Origin of the sequence: Burkholderia crassaminum, assembly GCF_964265005.1 — a bacterium.
Taxonomy (GTDB): domain Bacteria; phylum Pseudomonadota; class Gammaproteobacteria; order Burkholderiales; family Burkholderiaceae; genus Burkholderia.
On sequence record NZ_OZ183799.1, the window covers coordinates 2,536,032 to 2,552,955 of the forward strand.

Consider the following 16,924-nt stretch of genomic DNA (forward strand, 5'->3'; position numbering starts at 1 on the left):
GCAAACGGCGTGCAAACCGCGATTATGTCCGATCGCGGCACGCGCGATGCCCGCGCATGCCGCGAAATCGTGCTCAGGGCTCCAGATGGAGTTCCTGGATCTTGCGCGTGATCGTGTTGCGGCCGATGCCGAGCCGCTCCGCGGCCTCGACCTTGCGGCCGCGCGTGAAGTCGAGCGCCTCGCGAATCACGGCCGCCTCGAAGCGGCGTGCGAGTTCGTCCATCACGTCGGCCGAGTTCTCGCGCAACAGCCGTGCAACCTCGGTGCGCAGGCCGTGCTCCCACAGCGGATAGCCGGCCGGCGCGCTGCCGTTCGGCGCGGCCGCGACAGGCGCGGACGCCACCGGCGCGGACGCCACCGGTGCCGCACCGGTCAGCGATGCCGAGAGCGCCGCATCGCCGCCGCCGACGTGTGCGTCCACACCGTCGCCCGCGGTGACGACCGGCGCACCGGCCGGCACGAGGTCGGGCGGCAGGTCCTTGATCTCGACCGTCTGCGCGGGCGCCATCACGGTCAGCCAGTTCGCGAGGTTCTCGAGCTGACGCACGTTGCCGGGAAACGCGAGCGACGTGAGGTAAGCCAGCGCCTCGTCGGACACGCGCTTCGGCTCGACGCCGAGATCGCGCGCGCTCTTCTGCAGGAAGTGGCGCGTGAGCAGCGCGATGTCCTCGCTGCGTTCGCGCAGCGGCGGCAGGCGCAGCCGGATCACGTTGAGCCGGTGGTAAAGGTCCTCGCGGAACAGCCCCTGGCGCACGCGCGATTCGAGATTCTGGTGCGTCGCGGCGATCACGCGCACGTTCGCGCGCAGCGGGTTGTGGCCGCCGACCCGATAGAACTGCCCGTCCGACAGCACGCGCAACAGGCGCGTCTGCAGGTCGAACGGCATGTCGCCGATTTCATCGAGGAACAGCGTACCGTTCTCGGCCTGCTCGAAGCGGCCCTGCCGTGTGGTCTGCGCGCCGGTGAACGCGCCGCGCTCATGGCCGAACAGCTCGGATTCGAGCAGGTCCTTCGGAATCGCCGCGGTGTTCAGCGCGATAAACGGCCCGTTCGCACGCGGGCTGTGACGGTGCAGCGCACGCGCGACGAGCTCCTTGCCGGTGCCCGATTCGCCGGTGATCAGCACGGTCGCGGCCGAATGCGACAGGCGGCCGATCGCGCGGAACATGTCCTGCATCGCGGGCGCCTGGCCGAGCATCTCGGGCGCCTCGGCCACGCGCTCGTCCTGCGGCGCGCCGCCACGCAGGCTTTCCTCGACGGCGCGGCGGATCAGCTCGACCGCCTTGTCGACGTCGAACGGCTTCGCGAGATATTCGAACGCGCCGCCCTGGAACGCCGCGACGGCGCTGTCGAGATCGGAGAACGCCGTCATGATGATGACAGGCAGGCCCGGCAGGCGCTCATGCATCGCCTGCAGCAACTCGAGGCCCGAGCCGCCCGGCATCCGGATGTCGGATACGAGCACCTGCGGTGTCTCGTGGTCGAGCGCGGCCAGCGCATCACGCACGTTCGCGAAGCTCTTCGTCGCGAAGCTGTCCCGGGCGAGCGCCTTTTCAAGCACCCAGCGGATCGATTGGTCGTCGTCTACTATCCAGATCGGCTTCATAGGTCGGTCAGATATTGGTGAATCTGGTGAATCGCCATGCCGCCGCTCAATGGTCGAGCGGCAGCAGGATCTGAAATTCGGTACGTCCGGGCCGGCTTTCGACCTCGATCATCCCGTCATGCTGCTGCACGAACGTCTGCGCGAGCGTCAGGCCGAGACCGCTGCCATCGTCGCGCCCGGACACGAGCGGGTAGAAGATCCGGTCGCGGATTTCTTCCGGGATGCCGGGCCCGTTGTCGATCACGTGCAAGTCCAGTGCCAGCCGGTACAGGCGCTTCGCGATCGTCACCTTGCGCGCGATGCGCGTGCGCAGCTCGATCTTCGCGTCGCCCTGCGCGATCCGTTCGCGCAGCGCCTGTGCGGCGTTGCGTACGATGTTGAGCAGCGCCTGGATCAGTTGCTCCTTGTCGCCGCGCAGGTCCGGCACGCTCACGTCGTAGTCGCGCTCGATCGTGAGCCCGCGCGGGAATTCCGCGAGCATCACCGCGCGCACGCGTTCGCATACTTCATGAATGTTCACGTCGCCGACGATGTGCGGATGCCGGTGCGGCTCCAGTAACCGGTCGACGAGCGTTTGCAGGCGGTCGGACTCCTTGATGATCACCTGCGTGTATTCGCGCAACTCGCCGCGCTCACGCTCGCCGAGCTCGAATTCGAGCAGCTGGGCTGCGCCGCGAATGCCGCCGAGCGGGTTCTTGATCTCGTGCGCGAGGTTGCGGATCAACTGCTTGTTGACCGCGGTCAGGTCGTGGATGCGCTCCTCGCGATCGGTGCGCGACTGACGTTCGTTCTCGAACAGCTCGACGAGCACGAAATCGGGCGAGGTCTCGAGGAAGCCGACGATCGCATGCACGTGCAGCGGTTCGCGGCCGGGCCGGTCGAGCACGGTATCGAGGTGCGTCGCGTGAAAGCGTTCCTCGCCGATCGCGGTGATCGTCGACGCCAGCTCGTTCGCGTTCGGAAAGATCTCGCCCCACGGCCGCTGCGCGAGCTGCCGGCGCGAGATGTCGAGCATCGCCTCCGCGGACGGGTTCGCGAACGCGATCCGCAGCGTCTTGCGGTCGAGCACGATCACGACCGTCGGCAGCGCTTCCAGCCCCGCCAGCAGGCCCGAGCGTGCGAGCCGCTCGTCGTCCGTCAGTCGCTCGGGCTGCCCCGTTTTCGCCTTGATCAGATTCTTCAGAACCATCTGCGTGCTTGTCGCGCCTCAACGGGCCAGAAAAGGAAAATCACCGGAACAAAAAAGGGACGGCTGGACGCCGCCCCTTTCAGACTCCGCCGCCCCCGCCGCCAACCGCGCGACGGGAACGAACCGGCAAAACGGCGCTGAATCGAAGCGCCATCGCCGATTACAGCGAGTAGTACATCTCGAACTCGATCGGGTGCGTCGTCATGCGGAACTTCGCCAGCTCCTGCTCCTTCAGCGCGAGGTACGCGTCCAGCATGCCGTCCGTGAACACGCCGCCGCGCGTCAGGAACTCGCGATCCTTGTCGAGCGCTTCGAGTGCCTGGTCGAGGCCCGCGCAGACGGTCGGGATCTTTGCATCCTCTTCCGGCGGCAGGTCGTACAGGTTCTTGTCCGCTGCTTCGCCCGGATGGATCTTGTTCTGGATCCCGTCGAGGCCGGCCATCATCAGCGCCGTGAAGCACAGGTACGGGTTCGCCATCGGATCCGGGAAGCGCGTTTCGATACGGCGGCCCTTCGGGTTCGACACGTGCGGAATGCGGATCGATGCCGAACGGTTGCGCGCCGAGTAAGCGAGCTTGACCGGTGCTTCGAAGTGCGGGACCAGACGCTTGTACGAGTTCGTCGTCGGGTTCGTGATCGCGTTCAGCGCGCGAGCGTGCTTGATGATGCCGCCGATGTAGAACAGCGCCAGTTCCGACAGGCCGGCGTAGCCGTTGCCCGCGAACAGGTTCTGGCCGTCCTTCCAGATCGACTGGTGAACGTGCATGCCCGAACCGTTGTCGCCGACGACCGGCTTCGGCATGAACGTCGCCGTCTTGCCGTACGAGTGCGCGACGTTATGGATGATGTACTTCGACCATTGCGTCCAGTCGGCGCGCTCGACCAGCGTCGAGAACTTCGTGCCGATTTCGTTCTGGCCCTGGCCCGCCACTTCGTGGTGGTGCACTTCGACCGGGATGCCGAGCTGTTCGAGCAGCAGGCACATTTCCGAACGCATGTCCTGGAACGTGTCGACCGGCGCGACCGGGAAGTAGCCGCCCTTCGTGCCCGGACGGTGGCCCGTGTTGCCGCCTTCGAATTCCTTGCCTGCCGACCACGGCGCTTCTTCCGAGTTGATCTTCACGAAGCAGCCCGACATGTCCGTGTTCCACTGGACCGAGTCGAAAATGAAGAATTCCGGTTCCGGACCGAAGTAGGCCGTGTCGCCGATGCCCGTGCTCTTCAGGTACGCTTCGCCGCGCTTCGCGAGCGATCGCGGGTCGCGCTCGTAGCCCTTGCCGTCGGCCGGCTCGACCACGTCGCAGGTCAGCACGAGGGTCGACTCTTCATAGAACGGGTCGATGAAGGCTGCGTTCGGGTCCGGCATGAGCAGCATGTCCGACGCCTCGATACCCTTCCAGCCCGCGATCGACGAACCGTCGAATGCATGGCCGCTTTCGAACTTGTCTTCGTCGAACGCCGAAACCGGCACCGACACGTGCTGTTCCTTGCCGCGCGTGTCCGTGAAGCGGAAATCGACAAACTTGCAGTCCTCGTCCTTCACGAGTTGCATGACGTCGGCGACGGTTTTACTCATAACCTCTTCTCCTGATTGAACAATTCTGGCGGACTGGGAACCGCCTCGTTTATCGAGCTGATCGGGATCTTGCTTTGGCGCAGCGCGCCCCGATTCGACCGAATTCTATAAAGCAGCTTCCGTGCCACCTGTGCGCAAGATTGGCGCGAATCGCGCCGGCGCTCGCCGCGCCGGGGCCGGGCTGCGCGATTCCGGGGCTCGGCTTCGCACCGCTCGCCGGTCGATGGCACCGCCATGGTGCAATCGTCGCAACGCACCGCGGTCACGGAATCATTCTGGTGCATGCGCGCCATTCTGCACTTTTTTGGTGAACGCGTGTGTGGTGCGCGCACCGTACCCCACACGGCCATCCGTGCCGCGACGCCGCGCTAGAATGTTCGTTTGACCGATAGGAGACTCCCTGCCATGAGTACGCTCGACCAGCTTTACACGAAGGCCGACGAACGCCGCGCCCAAGGCGCGCTCAACTACGCCGGGGCGCTGCTGCCGGCCGAAGCCTTCGAGCTGCTGCAGCTCGATCCGTCGGCGCGCCTCGTCGACGTGCGCACCCGCGCCGAACTCGACTGGATCGGCCGCCCGCTGGTCGGCGACGGCCAGTACCTGCACCTCGAATGGACGCGCTACCCGGGCGGCGTGCCGAACGCCGAATTCGTCAACGAACTGAAGGCGGCCCTCCCGGCCGATACACCGATCCTGTTCCTGTGCCGCAGCGCCGCGCGCTCGAAGCTCGCCGCGGTCGCCTCCACGCAGGCCGGCTTCACGAAGGCGTTCGACCTGCTCGAAGGCTTCGAGGGCGCGAAGGACGCCGAAGGCCACCGCAAGACGGTCGACGGCTGGTGCTTCCGGAAACTGCCGTGGATCGGCGCCTGACGGCGCGCCGCTTCCGCCGGTGACGACAACCTCATCGTCGAGCCGGGCGATGACATGCCGATGACGGGCCGCGTTGCGCGGCCCGTGGTTTTTGTGCCGCCGGTTGGCGGGCCGCTCAGGCGCGCGGCGTCTCGGGTTCGACGACGTCGCCGCCGAGCAGGTGCACGCCTTCGCGCAGCTTCACGTACGCGGCCGCGACCGCTTCCGGCTCGCCCTTCACGCCGAGGTCGATGTGACGGCGCGCATAGATCCCGCCGCGCTCCGTATCGCCCACGCTCGGCAGGCTGAACACGCGCACGCCCGGGAAATCGCGCTCGATGCGCTCCATCAGCGGCGTGAGCGTCGATTCCGGCAGCTCGAACACGTACAGCGAACGCTCCGCGTGCGGCGTCGCATGATGCAGATGCGCGTACTTCGTATCGAGCACCCATTCGATCATCGGCCACGCCATCACCGGGAAGCCCGGCACGAAGTGCAGGTCGCCGACCGAGAAACCGGGAATCCGGTTGTAGCCGTTCGGGATGATCGTCGCGCCCACCGGGAACACACCCATGTTGAAGCGGTGCTGGTTCTCCGGCGACTCGAAGTCGACCGGCGTGGCCGGATCGGCGTGCGTTTCGCGGATCCGCTCCGAAATCAGCACCTTCGCTTCCGGATGCAGCTCGAGCGTCACGCCGAGCGCGGCGGCCGCGCACTGGCGCGTGTGGTCGTCCGGCGTTGCGCCGATCCCGCCCGTCGAGAACACGATGTCGCCCGACGCGATCGCGCGGGCGAGGGTCGCCGTGATGCGCGCCGGATCGTCGCCGACGTATTCGGCCCAGTCGAGCGCGAGGCCGCGCGCGCCGAGCAGCTCGATGACCTTCGCCAGATGCTTGTCCTGCCGGCGTCCCGAAAGGATTTCGTCGCCGATGATGATGATGCCGATGCTCATGCCTGCCCCATGTCGATTGCGGTGGCGCGCGAACTCGCACGCAGGTCCTCCAGCGCGCGCAGGCAGTAATGCCCGAACCACAGCGCCGAGAAGACGAGGATGAAAGCGTAAACCCAGATCATGGCCGCCGCGACGAACGGGAACAGCACCATCATCCAGACCGACGATACCCACACGAAGGTCGGCACGGTGCCGAGCAGCCCGGTCGCGACGCCGATGCCGATCAGCGGCCAGCGGTGCTGGCGCACGAGCGCCCGGCGCTCGTCGCGGCTCGCGTGCAGCGCGAGCGCGTCGTAGGTCATCACGCGGTACGTGAGCCAGCCCCAGATCACGGGCGGCAGCAGCGCGAAGAACGGCGGAATCAGCCACAGCGGGATCGTGACGACCAGCAGCACGACGCCGACGAGCGCCGCGCCGAGCGAATTGAACGCGCTGCCGAAGAAGGTGCCGCCCCGCTTCGACTCGAGCGCCGCGAACTGCCGGTTCGACAGGTGCTTGATCACGACCGGCATCGAGATCGTCGCGATCAGCAGCAGCACCGTCAGTACGATCAGCGGGATCGCGAGCGACACGACCACGAACGGCGCGACGACCGCATGCAGCTGCGACATGCCGATCGCGTCGAACGCGCGATACAGCATGGCCGTCAGCACGAAGCCGTCGAGCGCGCCGCGCGCGATATCCAGCAGCGTCTGCCACGAGAACCACAGCACGGCACCCCAGAGCAGCGCCGAGACGACGAACGGCATCAGGGTGAGCCACAGCATGCGCGGGTGCAGCGCGCTGGCGAGCGCCCGGACGAAAGAGCGCAGCAAGTCGTTCATGCGAGCCTGTATCGACAGAGAAAAACGGGGAAAGGATAAACCACGCGGCCCGCATGCGCCAAAGCACATGCGGGCCGCGTGGGAGAGCCGCTCAACGTGGGAAAGGCCGGATCAGGCCGATGCCGCACCGCGCTTGGCGGGGAACAGGCGCCGGAAGATCCGCACGAACGCGAGGCCGTGCTGCGACCAGAAGCCTTCGCCGTAGGACACGCCCTCGACCTGGTCGCGGATGCCGGTCGGCTCGACCGTGCGGTTCCACGACGCGGTGCCGAACATCATGTCCCACCACGGGAACAGCACGCCGAAGTTGCAGCCGTACTTCGTGCCTTCGTGCCCGTAGCCGACCGCGTGGTGGCGCCGGTGGAAGATCGGGCTCACGAACAGGCGCTCGCCGAGCCAGCCGAACGACAGCCGCGCATTCGTGTGCTGAATGCTCTGCATGAAGTTGGTGAACGCAGTCAGCACGACGAACTGCGACGGCGTCACGCCGATCACAAGCGCGATCGCCGCGAAGAAGCACGACTGGATCACGTCGTCGAGCACGTGGTTGCGGTCGTCGCACCACAGCGACATCTGGCGCTGGCTGTGATGCACCGCGTGCAGCTCCCACCAGATGCCGAACTTGTGCTGCCAGCGGTGATACCAGTAGCCGGCGAAATCGAGCACGACGAGATAGATCGCGAACGCGACGATCGGCTTCGAGGTCACGCCCGGCCACAGGTAGTCGAGGTTGACGTTCGCGACGCCGTGCAGGCGCAGCCACGCCTGGAAGTTGTCGAACACCGGCTGCAGCGCGAAGAAGAAGAACAGCGAGTAGATGCCGAGCTTCGCGATCGCGGTGTAGATCACGTCGACCCGCACGGCACGGCGGTTCGTCCAGCGCTCGACGGGCAGCAGCGCCTCGAACGGGCGCAGCAGCACGAACATCAGCACCATCTGCAGCGCGCCGACGATCACCCAGTACAGCGCGTCGTAGGTGTCCTCGTCATAGTCCATCAGGTTGAACTTGAAGAGGAGCGGTTGCACGACGTCGACGTACAGCCAGGTCTGGATGTCCGACACGAACGCATCGATCAGGTGCAGCATCGTTCGCCCCCGCCCGTCACGCGCCGTTCGCGGCGCGCCACGGCGCGCGGTCGTAGAAGTAGATCCCGTGCGGCGAACGGCCGACGGCGATCGTCTGCACCAGCTTGCGCGACGCGAGGTCGATGATCCCGACCTTCTTCGCGAAGCGGAACGTCACCCACAGCGTCTTCTTGTCGGCGGACAGCTCCATGTCGTCCGGGCCCGGAAGCAGGCCGGTGATGTCGCCGACGTTGGTGAGCGTGTTCTCGTCGATGATGCTGATCGTGTTCGCGACCCGGTTCGTCACGGCGACGTGCGTGCCGTCGGCGAGCGAACGGAAGTTGTGCGCGCCCTTGCCGGTGTAGATCTGCTTGACGACCTTCTGGTTGCGCCAGTCGACCACCGCGACGTAATCCGCGCCCGTCATGCCGACGAGCAGGTATTTGTCGTCCGGCGTGAGCCACAGGCCGGCCGGCACCTTGCCGACCTTCATCTTCCACTTGACCGTCTGCGTCGGCAGATCGATCGCCGCGATCTCGCCGGACACCTGCAGCGACACGAGCACCGTCTTGCTGTCCTTCGTGAACGCGAGGTGGCTCGGCATCACTTCGAGCGGCACGCGCTTCACGAGCTTCAGGTCGCGGCCGTCGTAGCCGTAGATGTCGACGCGATCGAGGCGCAGGCCGGCGGCCGCGAACCACTTGCGATCGGGCGAGAAGCCGAGCTGGTACGGATCGTCGATCCCCTCGACGGTGCGCTGCAGCTTGCCCGTCTTCGGATCGAGGAACATCAGGCTGTTCGAGACCGAATTTGCAACGATCAGCGACGAATTATCGGGCGTCGCCATCAAGTGGTGCGGTTCCTTGCCGGTCGGCATCGTGCCGATGACCTGGCGGGTCTGCTGGTCGATCAGGGAAAGCGTCGCTTCGGCCGAATTGAGGATGATCACGTTATTCGCGTGGGCGGCGGGCGCCAGCACGGCGGCGGCCAGCGCGAGCGTGCGGCCGAGGGAAAGGAAAGTGCGCATGAAGACTCACGTCGTGGAACAACCGTCATTGTAAAACGTTCAACCGGCCCGGCCGGTTGACGGAAGCCGGCATTGCGCCACTTCGACGCACGCGGCGGCGGCCCGGCTGGCCGGCGCGGCAAGCGCCGCGCGGCCGGCCGGGGCCAGCCGCCGGTGCGGGGCCGGGAAGCCGATGTTGCGCTAGCGCTGCATCGACTCCCAGACCTTGTGCAGACGCTTGACAGAGACAGGCATCGGCGTGCGCAGTTCCTGAGCGAACAGCGAAATCCGCAATTCCTCGAGCAGCCAGCGGAATTCCGCGAGCCGCGGATCCACGACGCCGCCGCGCTGCGACACCGCGCGCTGGTACTGCTGGGCGAGCGGCAACAGGTCGCCGGACTGCTTCGCGTCGCGCGCCGGATCGGCCTTCAGCTTGTCGATCCGCAGCGCGATGCCCTTCAGGTAGCGCGGGAAGTGCGCCAGTTGCGCGTAGGGCGTGTCGATCACGAAACGCTTGCCGACCAGCGCGGCGAGCTGCTGCTGCAGGTCCGCATATGCCTGCGCGAACGGCTTCGCCTGAGCGAGCTTCTTCACGAGCCCCGCGTATTCGGCCAGGATCTGCCCGACCAGCCGCGCGATTTCCTGCGCGAGCAGGTTCAGGCGGCTGCGGCCCTCGTCGCGGCGCGCGTGGAAGCTCGCATCGTCGTCGGGCAGCGGATCCTGCAGGCACGCGCGGTCGAGCGCCGTGTCGATAAGCTGGTCGCGCAACTCGTCCTGCGTGCCGAGCGACATGTACTGCATCGCCATCTCGCGCAAGCCCGGCAGGTTCTTCTCGAGGAACTTGATCGGCTCCTTCAGCTGCAGCGCGAACAGCCGCCGCAGGCCGGCCCGGTGGATGCGCGCGGCCTCCTCCGGAGAATCGAACACCTCGACGTCGCAATGCGTGCCGCGATCGACGAGCGCCGGGTAGCCGTAGAGCGTCTGGCCGCGCCGGCGGATCTCCAGCAGCTCGGGTAGCTTGCCGAAATTCCACGTCGTCAGGTTCTCGTACAGCGCGGTCGCGCCGGCTTCCGCCGGAGCGGACGTCTGCGGCGCCGCGCCCTTGCCGGCCTTCGCGCCGCGACCGGCGGTGCCGGCAGTGGCGGGCGCCGCCGGCGCCTGGCCGACCGGCTGACCTGCATCGGCATCGCCGCCCGTCGCGATCGTCGACGCCGCCGCGATCTTCTGGAACTGCTGCTGCGCCTGCGCGCCCAGCTCCTGGCGAAGCTGCGCGAGATTGCGCCCCATTGCGAGCTGGCGGCCGTGCTCGTCGATCACCTTGAAGTTCATGAACAGGTGCGCGGGCAGCGTCTCGAGCTTGAAGTCGGCCGTCTTCATCGCGATTTGCGTCTCGCCGCGCACGTCGGCGATCAGCGCCTCGACGAGCCCGCCCGCGCCGAAGCGCTCGCGGCCCATCCGTTCGACGAAGCCGGCCGCGTACTCGGGCAGCGGCACGCAGTGCCGGCGCAGCTTCTGCGGCAGCGACTTCAGCAGCAACTGCACCTTTTCCTTCAGCATCCCCGGCACGAGCCACTCGCAGCGGCGCGCGTCGACCTGGTTCAGTGCGTACAGCGGCACCGCGAGCGTCACGCCGTCGCGCGGCGTGCCGGGCTCGAAGTGATACGTGAGCGCCATCTCGACGCCGGCCATCGTCGCGCGCTTCGGGAACAGCTCGGTCGTCACGCCGGCCGCCTCGTGGCGCATCAGGTCGTCGCGCGACAGGTACAGCAGCCGCTGCTTGCCCTCCGGCTGGCCGCCCTTCTTCACCTCGTCGCGATACCAGCGCTCGAATGCGGCACCCGTGTGGATGCCTTCCGGGATCGCCTGGTCGTAGTACGCGTAGATCAGCTCGTCGTCGACGAGCACGTCCTGCCGGCGCGACTTGTGCTCGAGCTGCTCGATATCGGCGAGCAGCTTGCGGTTGTGCGCGAAGAACGGCAGCTTCGTGTCGAACTCGCCTTCGACGAGCGCGCCGCGAATGAACAGCTCGCGCGCACGCGCCGGATCCTGCTTGCCGAACGCGACGCGCCGGCGGTGGTAGATCGGCAGCCCGTACAGCGTCGCGCGCTCGAACGCGCTGACCTGCGCCGGGCGCTTTTCCCAGTGCGGCTCCGACAGCGATTTCTTCAGCAGGTGCGCGCCGATCTTCTCGACCCATTCGGGCTCGATCTTCGCGAGGCAGCGCGCGTACAACCGGCTCGTCTCGACGAGCTCGGCCGCCATCACCCAGCGGCCGGCCTTCTTCGCGAGCACGGAGCCCGGCCACAGGTAGAACTTGATCCCGCGCGCGCCGAGATAGTGCGGATCGTCGTCGGCCTTCATGCCGAGGTTGCCGAGCAGCCCGGTCAACAGGGCCAGATGGACCTGCTCGTAAGTCGCCTCGGTTTCGTTGAGCCGCCAGCCGTGCTCACGCACGACGGTCAGCAGCTGCGAATGGACGTCGCGCCACTCGCGCAGCCGCAGGTGCGACAGGAAGTTCTGCCGGCATGCGTCGATGAGCTGGCGGTTCGACTTCTTGTGCGCAACCGCCTCTTCGAACCACGCCCAGATCTTCAGCCACTGCAGGAATTCGGAACGCTCGTCGGCAAACCGGCGGTGCGCCTGGTCGGCCTGCTCCTGCGCCTCGATCGGCCGGTCGCGCGGGTCCTGCACGGACAGTGCGCTCGCGATGATCAGCACCTCGCGCAGCGACTGCTGGTCGCGTGCGGCCAGAATCATCCGGCCGACCCGCGGGTCGAGCGGCAGTCGCGCGAGTTCGCGGCCGAGCGGCGTCAGCGCGTTGTCGTCGTCGACCGCGCCGAGTTCGTTGAGCAATTGATAGCCGTCCGCGATCGCGCGGCCGGGCGGCGGTTCGAGGAACGGGAACGATTCGATCGCCGTCAGGTGCAGCGACTTCATCCGCAGGATCACCGACGCAAGCGATGAGCGCAGGATTTCCGGATCGGTGAAGCGCGCGCGCGCCTGGTAGTCGCTTTCCTCGTACAAGCGGATGCAGATACCGTCGGCCACGCGGCCGCAACGGCCCGCGCGCTGGTTCGCGGCCGCCTGCGAGATCGACTCGACCTGCAGCTGCTCGACCTTGTTCCGGTACGAATAGCGCTTCACGCGCGCGAGGCCCGTGTCGACCACGTAGCGGATGCCCGGCACCGTCAGCGAGGTTTCCGCCACGTTGGTCGCGAGCACGATCCGGCGCGCATTCGACGCCTTGAACACCTTGTCCTGGTCGGTGGCCGAGAGCCGCGCGAACAGCGGCAGGATCTCGGTGTGCGGCGGATGGTGCTTGCGCAGCGCCTCGGCCGCCTCGCGAATCTCGCGCTCGCCGGGCAGGAACACCAGCACGTCGCCGGGGCCTTCGCGGCACAGCTCGTCGACCGCGTCGACGATCGCGTCCATCAGGTCGCGCTCGGCTTCGCGCGCGGTCTTCACGCGGTCGCGGCCGCCCGTGCCTTCGGCGTTCTTCACGGCCGGGCGATCCTCGGCCACCGGGCGGTAGCGCATCTCGACCGGATACAGCCGCCCGCTCACCTCGATCACGGGCGCCGGGCGCTCGTCGGTGCCGAAATGGCGCGCGAAGCGGTCGGCGTCGATCGTCGCGGACGTGACGATCAGCTTCAGGTCCGGGCGCCGCGGCAGGATTTCCTTCAGGTAGCCGAGCAGGAAGTCGATGTTCAGGCTGCGCTCGTGCGCCTCGTCGATGATCAGCGTGTCGTACGCCTTCAGCAGCGGGTCGGTCTGCGTCTCGGCGAGCAGGATGCCGTCCGTCATCAGCTTCACGGACGCGCCCGGCGCGAGATTGTCGGTGAACCGCACCTTGTAGCCGACCACCTCGCCGAACGGCGTGCCGAGCTCCTCGGCGATCCGGCGGCCGGTCGACGACGCGGCGAGCCGGCGCGGCTGCGTATGGCCGATCAGGCCCGTGCCGCCGGCACCGAGGCCGCGGCCGAGATCGAGACAGATCTTCGGCAGCTGCGTGGTCTTGCCCGAGCCGGTTTCGCCGCAGACGATGACAACCTGATGACCGGCGATCGCGCGCGCGATTTCGTCGCGCTTGCCCGACACGGGCAGGCTTTCGGGGTACGTGATCGGCGGGACGGGGTTCGGCGCGACGATGGCGCGCGGCGCACGCTCGCGACGCGGGGGGCGCTCGCCCGTTGCCTGCGGTGCGCCCTTCGCGGCCGGCTGGCGCGCATCGCCGCGCCGTTCGTCACCGCGCGGCGCGTGTGCCGGCGTGCCCGCCGGCTTGTCCTGCTGCTGGCGCGGCGGCTGGCCCTGCTGCTCGCGTGCATCGGCCGCACCATCCGGGTGCCGGGCCGACGGCGTATTGGCCCGCGTCGGCGCGGGACTTTTAGAAACATTCGACATGGGGGCGCATTATAATCCCGCCCATGAATTCCCAAACCGACCTCCCCCCCGCCCAGACCGGCGCCACGACGCCGCCGGCCGCCGACGACTCGGCCGCCAGTCACGCGCAGTTCGTCGACTGGATGCGCTCCGTCGCGCCCTATATCCACAAGTTCCGCAACAGCACGTTCGTCGTGGGGTTTGGCGGCGAGGTGGTGCAGCAGGGGCTCCTGAACGCGCTCGTGTCCGACATCGCGCTGCTGCAGGCGATGGGTATCCAGATCGTGCTGGTGCACGGCTCGCGCCCGCAGGTCGAGGAGCAGCTGAGCCTGCATGGTGTCGAATCCGAGTTTTCGCACGGCCTGCGCATCACCGATGCGCGCGCGCTCGAATCCGCGAAGGAAGCGGCCGGTGAAGTGCGTCTCGACATCGAGGCCGCGATCAGCCAGGGTCTGCCGAACTCGCCGATGGCGCACGCGCACATCAGCGTCGTGTCGGGCAACTTCGTGACCGCGCGGCCGGTGGGGATTCTCGACGGGGTCGATTTCGCGCATACGGGCATCGTGCGCAAGATCGACGCCGAATCGATCCGTCATTCGCTCGCGAGCCGCAAGCTCGTGCTGCTGTCGCCGCTCGGCTTCTCGCCGACCGGCGAAGCGTTCAACCTGTCGATGGAAGACGTCGCGTCGGCCGCCGCGATCGCGCTGCGCGCCGACAAGATCATCTTCCTGACCGAAGCGCCCGGCATCGTCGACGACGAAGGCGAGCTGGTGCGCGAAATGTCGCTCGACGCCGCCGCTGAGCTGCTCGATTCCGGCAACGTCCAGGGCGACGACGCGTTCTTCCTGAAGCACTCGATCCGCGCGTGCCGCGGCGGCGTGACCCGTGCCCACCTGATCCCGCAGTCGCTCGACGGCAGCATGCTGCTCGAACTGTTCCTGCACGATGGCGTCGGCACGATGATCTCGTACGAGAACCTCGAAAGCCTGCGCGAGGCGACGCCGGACGACGTCGGCGGCATCCTGTCGCTGATCGAGCCGCTCGAGTCGGACGGCACGCTGGTGCGGCGCGGCCGCCACCAGATCGAACGCGACATCGACCACTTCTCGGTGATCGAGCACGATGGCGTGCTGTTCGGCTGCGCGGCGCTGTATCCGTACCAGCAGGAGAAGATCGGCGAGATGGCGTGCCTGACGGTCGCGCCGGAAGCGCAGGGCTCGGGCGACGGCGAACGCCTGCTCAAGCGCATCGAGCAGCGCGCCCGCGCGCGCGGCCTCACGCACATCTTCGTGCTCACGACGCGCACCGAGCACTGGTTCCTCAAGCGCGGCTTCGTCAAGGTCAGCGTCGACGACCTGCCGGAAGACCGCCGCAAACTCTATAACTGGCAGCGCAAGTCGCTCGTGCTGATGAAGCAGCTCTGAGCGCAGGCACGACTGCCCTCCCCCCAGTTCGATTACAGGAGAAGTACACGATGGCTCGAATGATTCAATGCGCGAAGCTCGGCAAGGAAGCCGAAGGCCTCGATTTCCCGCCGCTGCCGGGCGAACTCGGCAAGCGCATTTACGAGAGCGTCTCGAAGGAAGCGTGGCAGGGCTGGCTCAAGCAGCAGACGATGCTGATCAACGAGAACCGCCTGAACATGGCCGACCCGCGCGCGCGCCAGTACCTGATGAAGCAGACGGAAAAGTACTTCTTCGGCGACGGTGCGGACCAGGCGTCCGGCTACGTGCCGCCGACGGAAGGCTGATGACGCGACGCACGCGGCCGGCAGCCTGCCGGCCGCGTGCTCCGGGAAAGACGGCACCGTGTTTCGCACGGTGCCGTTTTCTTTTGGCGATACGCATCCGGTACGTTCCGGCCTCCCGCGCGACAGCGTTGCGTGCCGCTCAGCCGGCCGGCTTCAGCGCGCCGCCCTCGCCCGGCTGTGCATTCCCGTCAGCCGCGGATTCCGCGCTGCCGCCTTCGGTGCCCCATTCGGCCGCGTCGCTGCGTTCGGCCGTCGACAGTTCGTCCGCGCGATACCCGGTGCGATTCAGCAGCGCCAGCATGCAGACGAGCGACACGAACGCGTAAAGCCCCGATGCGACCGCGACGCCGACGATGCTGCCGGTCGCATTGAGGATCGCCTGCGCGAGCACGGGCGTACCGCCGCCGACGACGAGCGCGCTCAGTTGATACGCGAGCGACAGGCCCGTGTAGCGGATGTTCGCCGGGAACACCCGCGCGAGCACGCCGCCGACCGCGCCATAGAACATCGCCGACGGAATCGTCGAGATGCACATGCCGGCGACGGCCACCCAGTACGACCGCGTCGCGAGCGCATGGAACATCACCGGCATCAGCACGATTTCCGGAATCAGGATCCAGCACATCGCGCGGCGCATGTCGACCTTTGACACGAACCACGCGCCGACCGGCTGCAGCAGGAACTGCACGACGAGCGAGATCGACAGGATGCCGAGGAACGTGCCCTGCGCGTAGCCGAGCTCCTTCGTCGCCCACGACAGCGCGAACGTGCTGCGGAAGTACGTGACGTTGATCACCGGCAGCGTGCCGGCCGCGAGCAGCACGACGACCCAGTGATCGCGCACGACGTCGCGCAGCGGCAGCTTCACAGTGCGCTTGCGCGCGAGCACGCGCTGCATGTCGGCCGACTCCTCGAGCTTCAGCCGGATCACCATGCCGATGATCACGAGCACGGCCGACAGCAGGAACGGAATGCGCCAGCCCCACATCAGGAACGAGGGAGTCGGCAGCGCGCTCAGCGCGAAGAACGCGGCCGTGGCCAGCAAGTTGCCGGTGGGCGAACCCTGCTGCGCGAACGCCGCATACAGGATGCTGCGATGCTTCGGCGCGTTCTCGCTCGCGATCAGCACCGCGCCGCCCCACTCGCCGCCGACCGCGATGCCCTGCAGTACGCGCAGCACGACGAGGCCGGCCGGCGCCCATACGCCGATCTGCGCGTAGCCGGGCAACAGGCCGATGCCGGTCGTCGCCAGCCCCATCATCACCAGCGTGATCACGAGCGCGGTCTTGCGGCCGACACGATCGCCGAGATGCCCGAACACGATGCCGCCGAGCGGCCGCGCGGCGAAGCCGGCCCAGAACGTGACGAACGCGAGCAGCGTCGCGACGCCGGGATCCATCGTGCTCGAAAAGAACACCTTGCCGAACACGAGCGCCGCGGCGGTGCCGTAAATGTAGAAGTCGTACCACTCGATCGTGGTGCCGACGAACGCCGCGAAGGCGGCGCGGCCGGGCCGCGGCTGCGGCTGAGCGGCGGACGGGGATTGCAGACGGCTCATCGATGTCTCCATGTCTGTGATCGGTGGCGCGACTGTCGCGCGCCTTTTCCGGGTGACCGGCTTTACGCCGCCGGCCGGCGATGTTGCTTCAGGTTGCGTTGCCCTGTGTTGCGCTGCTTTTCGTTGCGGCCTGCCGGCCCGTCATGCTCGCCTGCGGGCCCCGTCGGCC

At 67.4% G+C, this 16,924-nt stretch carries 12 protein-coding genes; 3 read left to right on the forward strand and 9 right to left on the reverse strand.

Translation table 11 applies throughout. From position 1 onward, the window contains the following. Nucleotides 1-73: 73 nt before the first annotated feature. The 3 genes from ntrC to glnA form a co-directional block, all read right to left on the reverse strand. A complete protein-coding gene (gene ntrC / locus ACPTTF_RS11695) occupies nucleotides 74-1,606 on the reverse strand; it encodes a nitrogen regulation protein NR(I) (protein WP_423371252.1) in 1,533 nt (510 codons plus the stop codon). Between the two features lie 46 nt (nucleotides 1,607-1,652). Beyond that, a complete protein-coding gene (gene glnL / locus ACPTTF_RS11700; protein ID WP_166960338.1) occupies nucleotides 1,653-2,795 on the reverse strand; it encodes a nitrogen regulation protein NR(II) in 1,143 nt (380 codons plus the stop codon). Nucleotides 2,796-2,955: 160 nt separating this feature from the next. Next, nucleotides 2,956-4,371 (reverse strand): type I glutamate--ammonia ligase, encoded by a 1,416-nt coding sequence (gene glnA, locus ACPTTF_RS11705; RefSeq protein WP_129512515.1) that lies wholly within the window; start codon nucleotides 4,369-4,371, stop codon nucleotides 2,956-2,958. A 405-nt stretch (nucleotides 4,372-4,776) separates the two neighbouring features. Between glnA and ACPTTF_RS11710 the strand changes: the two genes are divergently transcribed. Continuing rightward, nucleotides 4,777-5,241, forward strand: a complete 465-nt coding sequence (locus tag ACPTTF_RS11710) for a rhodanese-like domain-containing protein (protein ID WP_085039235.1) — start codon at nucleotides 4,777-4,779, stop codon at nucleotides 5,239-5,241. A 115-nt stretch (nucleotides 5,242-5,356) separates the two neighbouring features. On the opposite strand, the gene ACPTTF_RS11715 is transcribed toward ACPTTF_RS11710, so the two are convergent. The 5 genes from ACPTTF_RS11715 to hrpA form a co-directional block, all read right to left on the reverse strand. Further along, nucleotides 5,357-6,172 carry a competence/damage-inducible protein A gene (locus ACPTTF_RS11715; protein WP_166960341.1) on the reverse strand — a complete coding sequence of 272 codons (816 nt, stop codon included), beginning with the start codon at nucleotides 6,170-6,172 and terminating at the stop codon, nucleotides 5,357-5,359. Next, nucleotides 6,169-6,996: an EI24 domain-containing protein gene (locus ACPTTF_RS11720; RefSeq protein ID WP_166960344.1), complete on the reverse strand. Its 828-nt coding sequence runs from the start codon at nucleotides 6,994-6,996 to the stop codon at nucleotides 6,169-6,171. Before ACPTTF_RS11720 ends, ACPTTF_RS11715 begins: the two co-directional genes overlap by 4 nt. Nucleotides 6,997-7,107: 111 nt before the next feature. Beyond that, complete coding sequence (locus tag ACPTTF_RS11725) at nucleotides 7,108-8,082, reverse strand: sterol desaturase family protein (protein WP_423371253.1); 975 nt, start codon at nucleotides 8,080-8,082, stop codon at nucleotides 7,108-7,110. 16 nt (nucleotides 8,083-8,098) lie between these two features. Then, a complete protein-coding gene (locus ACPTTF_RS11730) occupies nucleotides 8,099-9,088 on the reverse strand; it encodes a beta-propeller fold lactonase family protein (RefSeq protein WP_166960350.1) in 990 nt (329 codons plus the stop codon). 180 nt (nucleotides 9,089-9,268) lie between these two features. Next, a complete protein-coding gene (gene hrpA / locus ACPTTF_RS11735) occupies nucleotides 9,269-13,468 on the reverse strand; it encodes an ATP-dependent RNA helicase HrpA (protein ID WP_423371254.1) in 4,200 nt (1,399 codons plus the stop codon). A 23-nt stretch (nucleotides 13,469-13,491) separates the two neighbouring features. On the opposite strand from hrpA, the gene argA reads away from it, so the two are divergent. Both argA and ACPTTF_RS11745 read left to right on the forward strand, forming a co-directional pair. Continuing rightward, on the forward strand, nucleotides 13,492-14,871 hold the full coding sequence (gene argA, locus ACPTTF_RS11740) for an amino-acid N-acetyltransferase (RefSeq protein ID WP_039364826.1): 1,380 nt from the start codon (nucleotides 13,492-13,494) through the stop codon (nucleotides 14,869-14,871). A 50-nt stretch (nucleotides 14,872-14,921) separates the two neighbouring features. Then, nucleotides 14,922-15,197 (forward strand): oxidative damage protection protein, encoded by a 276-nt coding sequence (locus ACPTTF_RS11745; protein WP_006478357.1) that lies wholly within the window; start codon nucleotides 14,922-14,924, stop codon nucleotides 15,195-15,197. Nucleotides 15,198-15,336: 139 nt separating this feature from the next. Here ACPTTF_RS11745 and ACPTTF_RS11750 read toward each other — a convergent pair whose 3' ends face one another. Beyond that, nucleotides 15,337-16,755, reverse strand: a complete 1,419-nt coding sequence (locus tag ACPTTF_RS11750; RefSeq protein WP_423371255.1) for an MFS transporter — start codon at nucleotides 16,753-16,755, stop codon at nucleotides 15,337-15,339. Between the last annotated feature and the right edge of the window lie 169 nt (nucleotides 16,756-16,924).

Excerpts from the sequence above, each read along its gene's own strand:
- ntrC (WP_423371252.1), bottom strand. The coding sequence starts at position 1,606 with ATGAAGCCGATCTGGATAGTAGACGACGACCAATCGATCCGCTGGGTG.
- glnL (WP_166960338.1), bottom strand. The coding sequence starts at position 2,795 with ATGGTTCTGAAGAATCTGATCAAGGCGAAAACGGGGCAGCCCGAGCGA.
- glnA (WP_129512515.1), bottom strand. The coding sequence starts at position 4,371 with ATGAGTAAAACCGTCGCCGACGTCATGCAACTCGTGAAGGACGAGGAC.
- ACPTTF_RS11710 (WP_085039235.1), top strand. The coding sequence starts at position 4,777 with ATGAGTACGCTCGACCAGCTTTACACGAAGGCCGACGAACGCCGCGCC.
- ACPTTF_RS11715 (WP_166960341.1), bottom strand. The coding sequence starts at position 6,172 with ATGAGCATCGGCATCATCATCATCGGCGACGAAATCCTTTCGGGACGC.
- ACPTTF_RS11720 (WP_166960344.1), bottom strand. The coding sequence starts at position 6,996 with ATGAACGACTTGCTGCGCTCTTTCGTCCGGGCGCTCGCCAGCGCGCTG.
- ACPTTF_RS11725 (WP_423371253.1), bottom strand. The coding sequence starts at position 8,082 with ATGCTGCACCTGATCGATGCGTTCGTGTCGGACATCCAGACCTGGCTG.
- ACPTTF_RS11730 (WP_166960350.1), bottom strand. The coding sequence starts at position 9,088 with ATGCGCACTTTCCTTTCCCTCGGCCGCACGCTCGCGCTGGCCGCCGCC.
- hrpA (WP_423371254.1), bottom strand. The coding sequence starts at position 13,468 with ATGTCGAATGTTTCTAAAAGTCCCGCGCCGACGCGGGCCAATACGCCG.
- argA (WP_039364826.1), top strand. The coding sequence starts at position 13,492 with ATGAATTCCCAAACCGACCTCCCCCCCGCCCAGACCGGCGCCACGACG.
- ACPTTF_RS11745 (WP_006478357.1), top strand. The coding sequence starts at position 14,922 with ATGGCTCGAATGATTCAATGCGCGAAGCTCGGCAAGGAAGCCGAAGGC.
- ACPTTF_RS11750 (WP_423371255.1), bottom strand. The coding sequence starts at position 16,755 with ATGAGCCGTCTGCAATCCCCGTCCGCCGCTCAGCCGCAGCCGCGGCCC.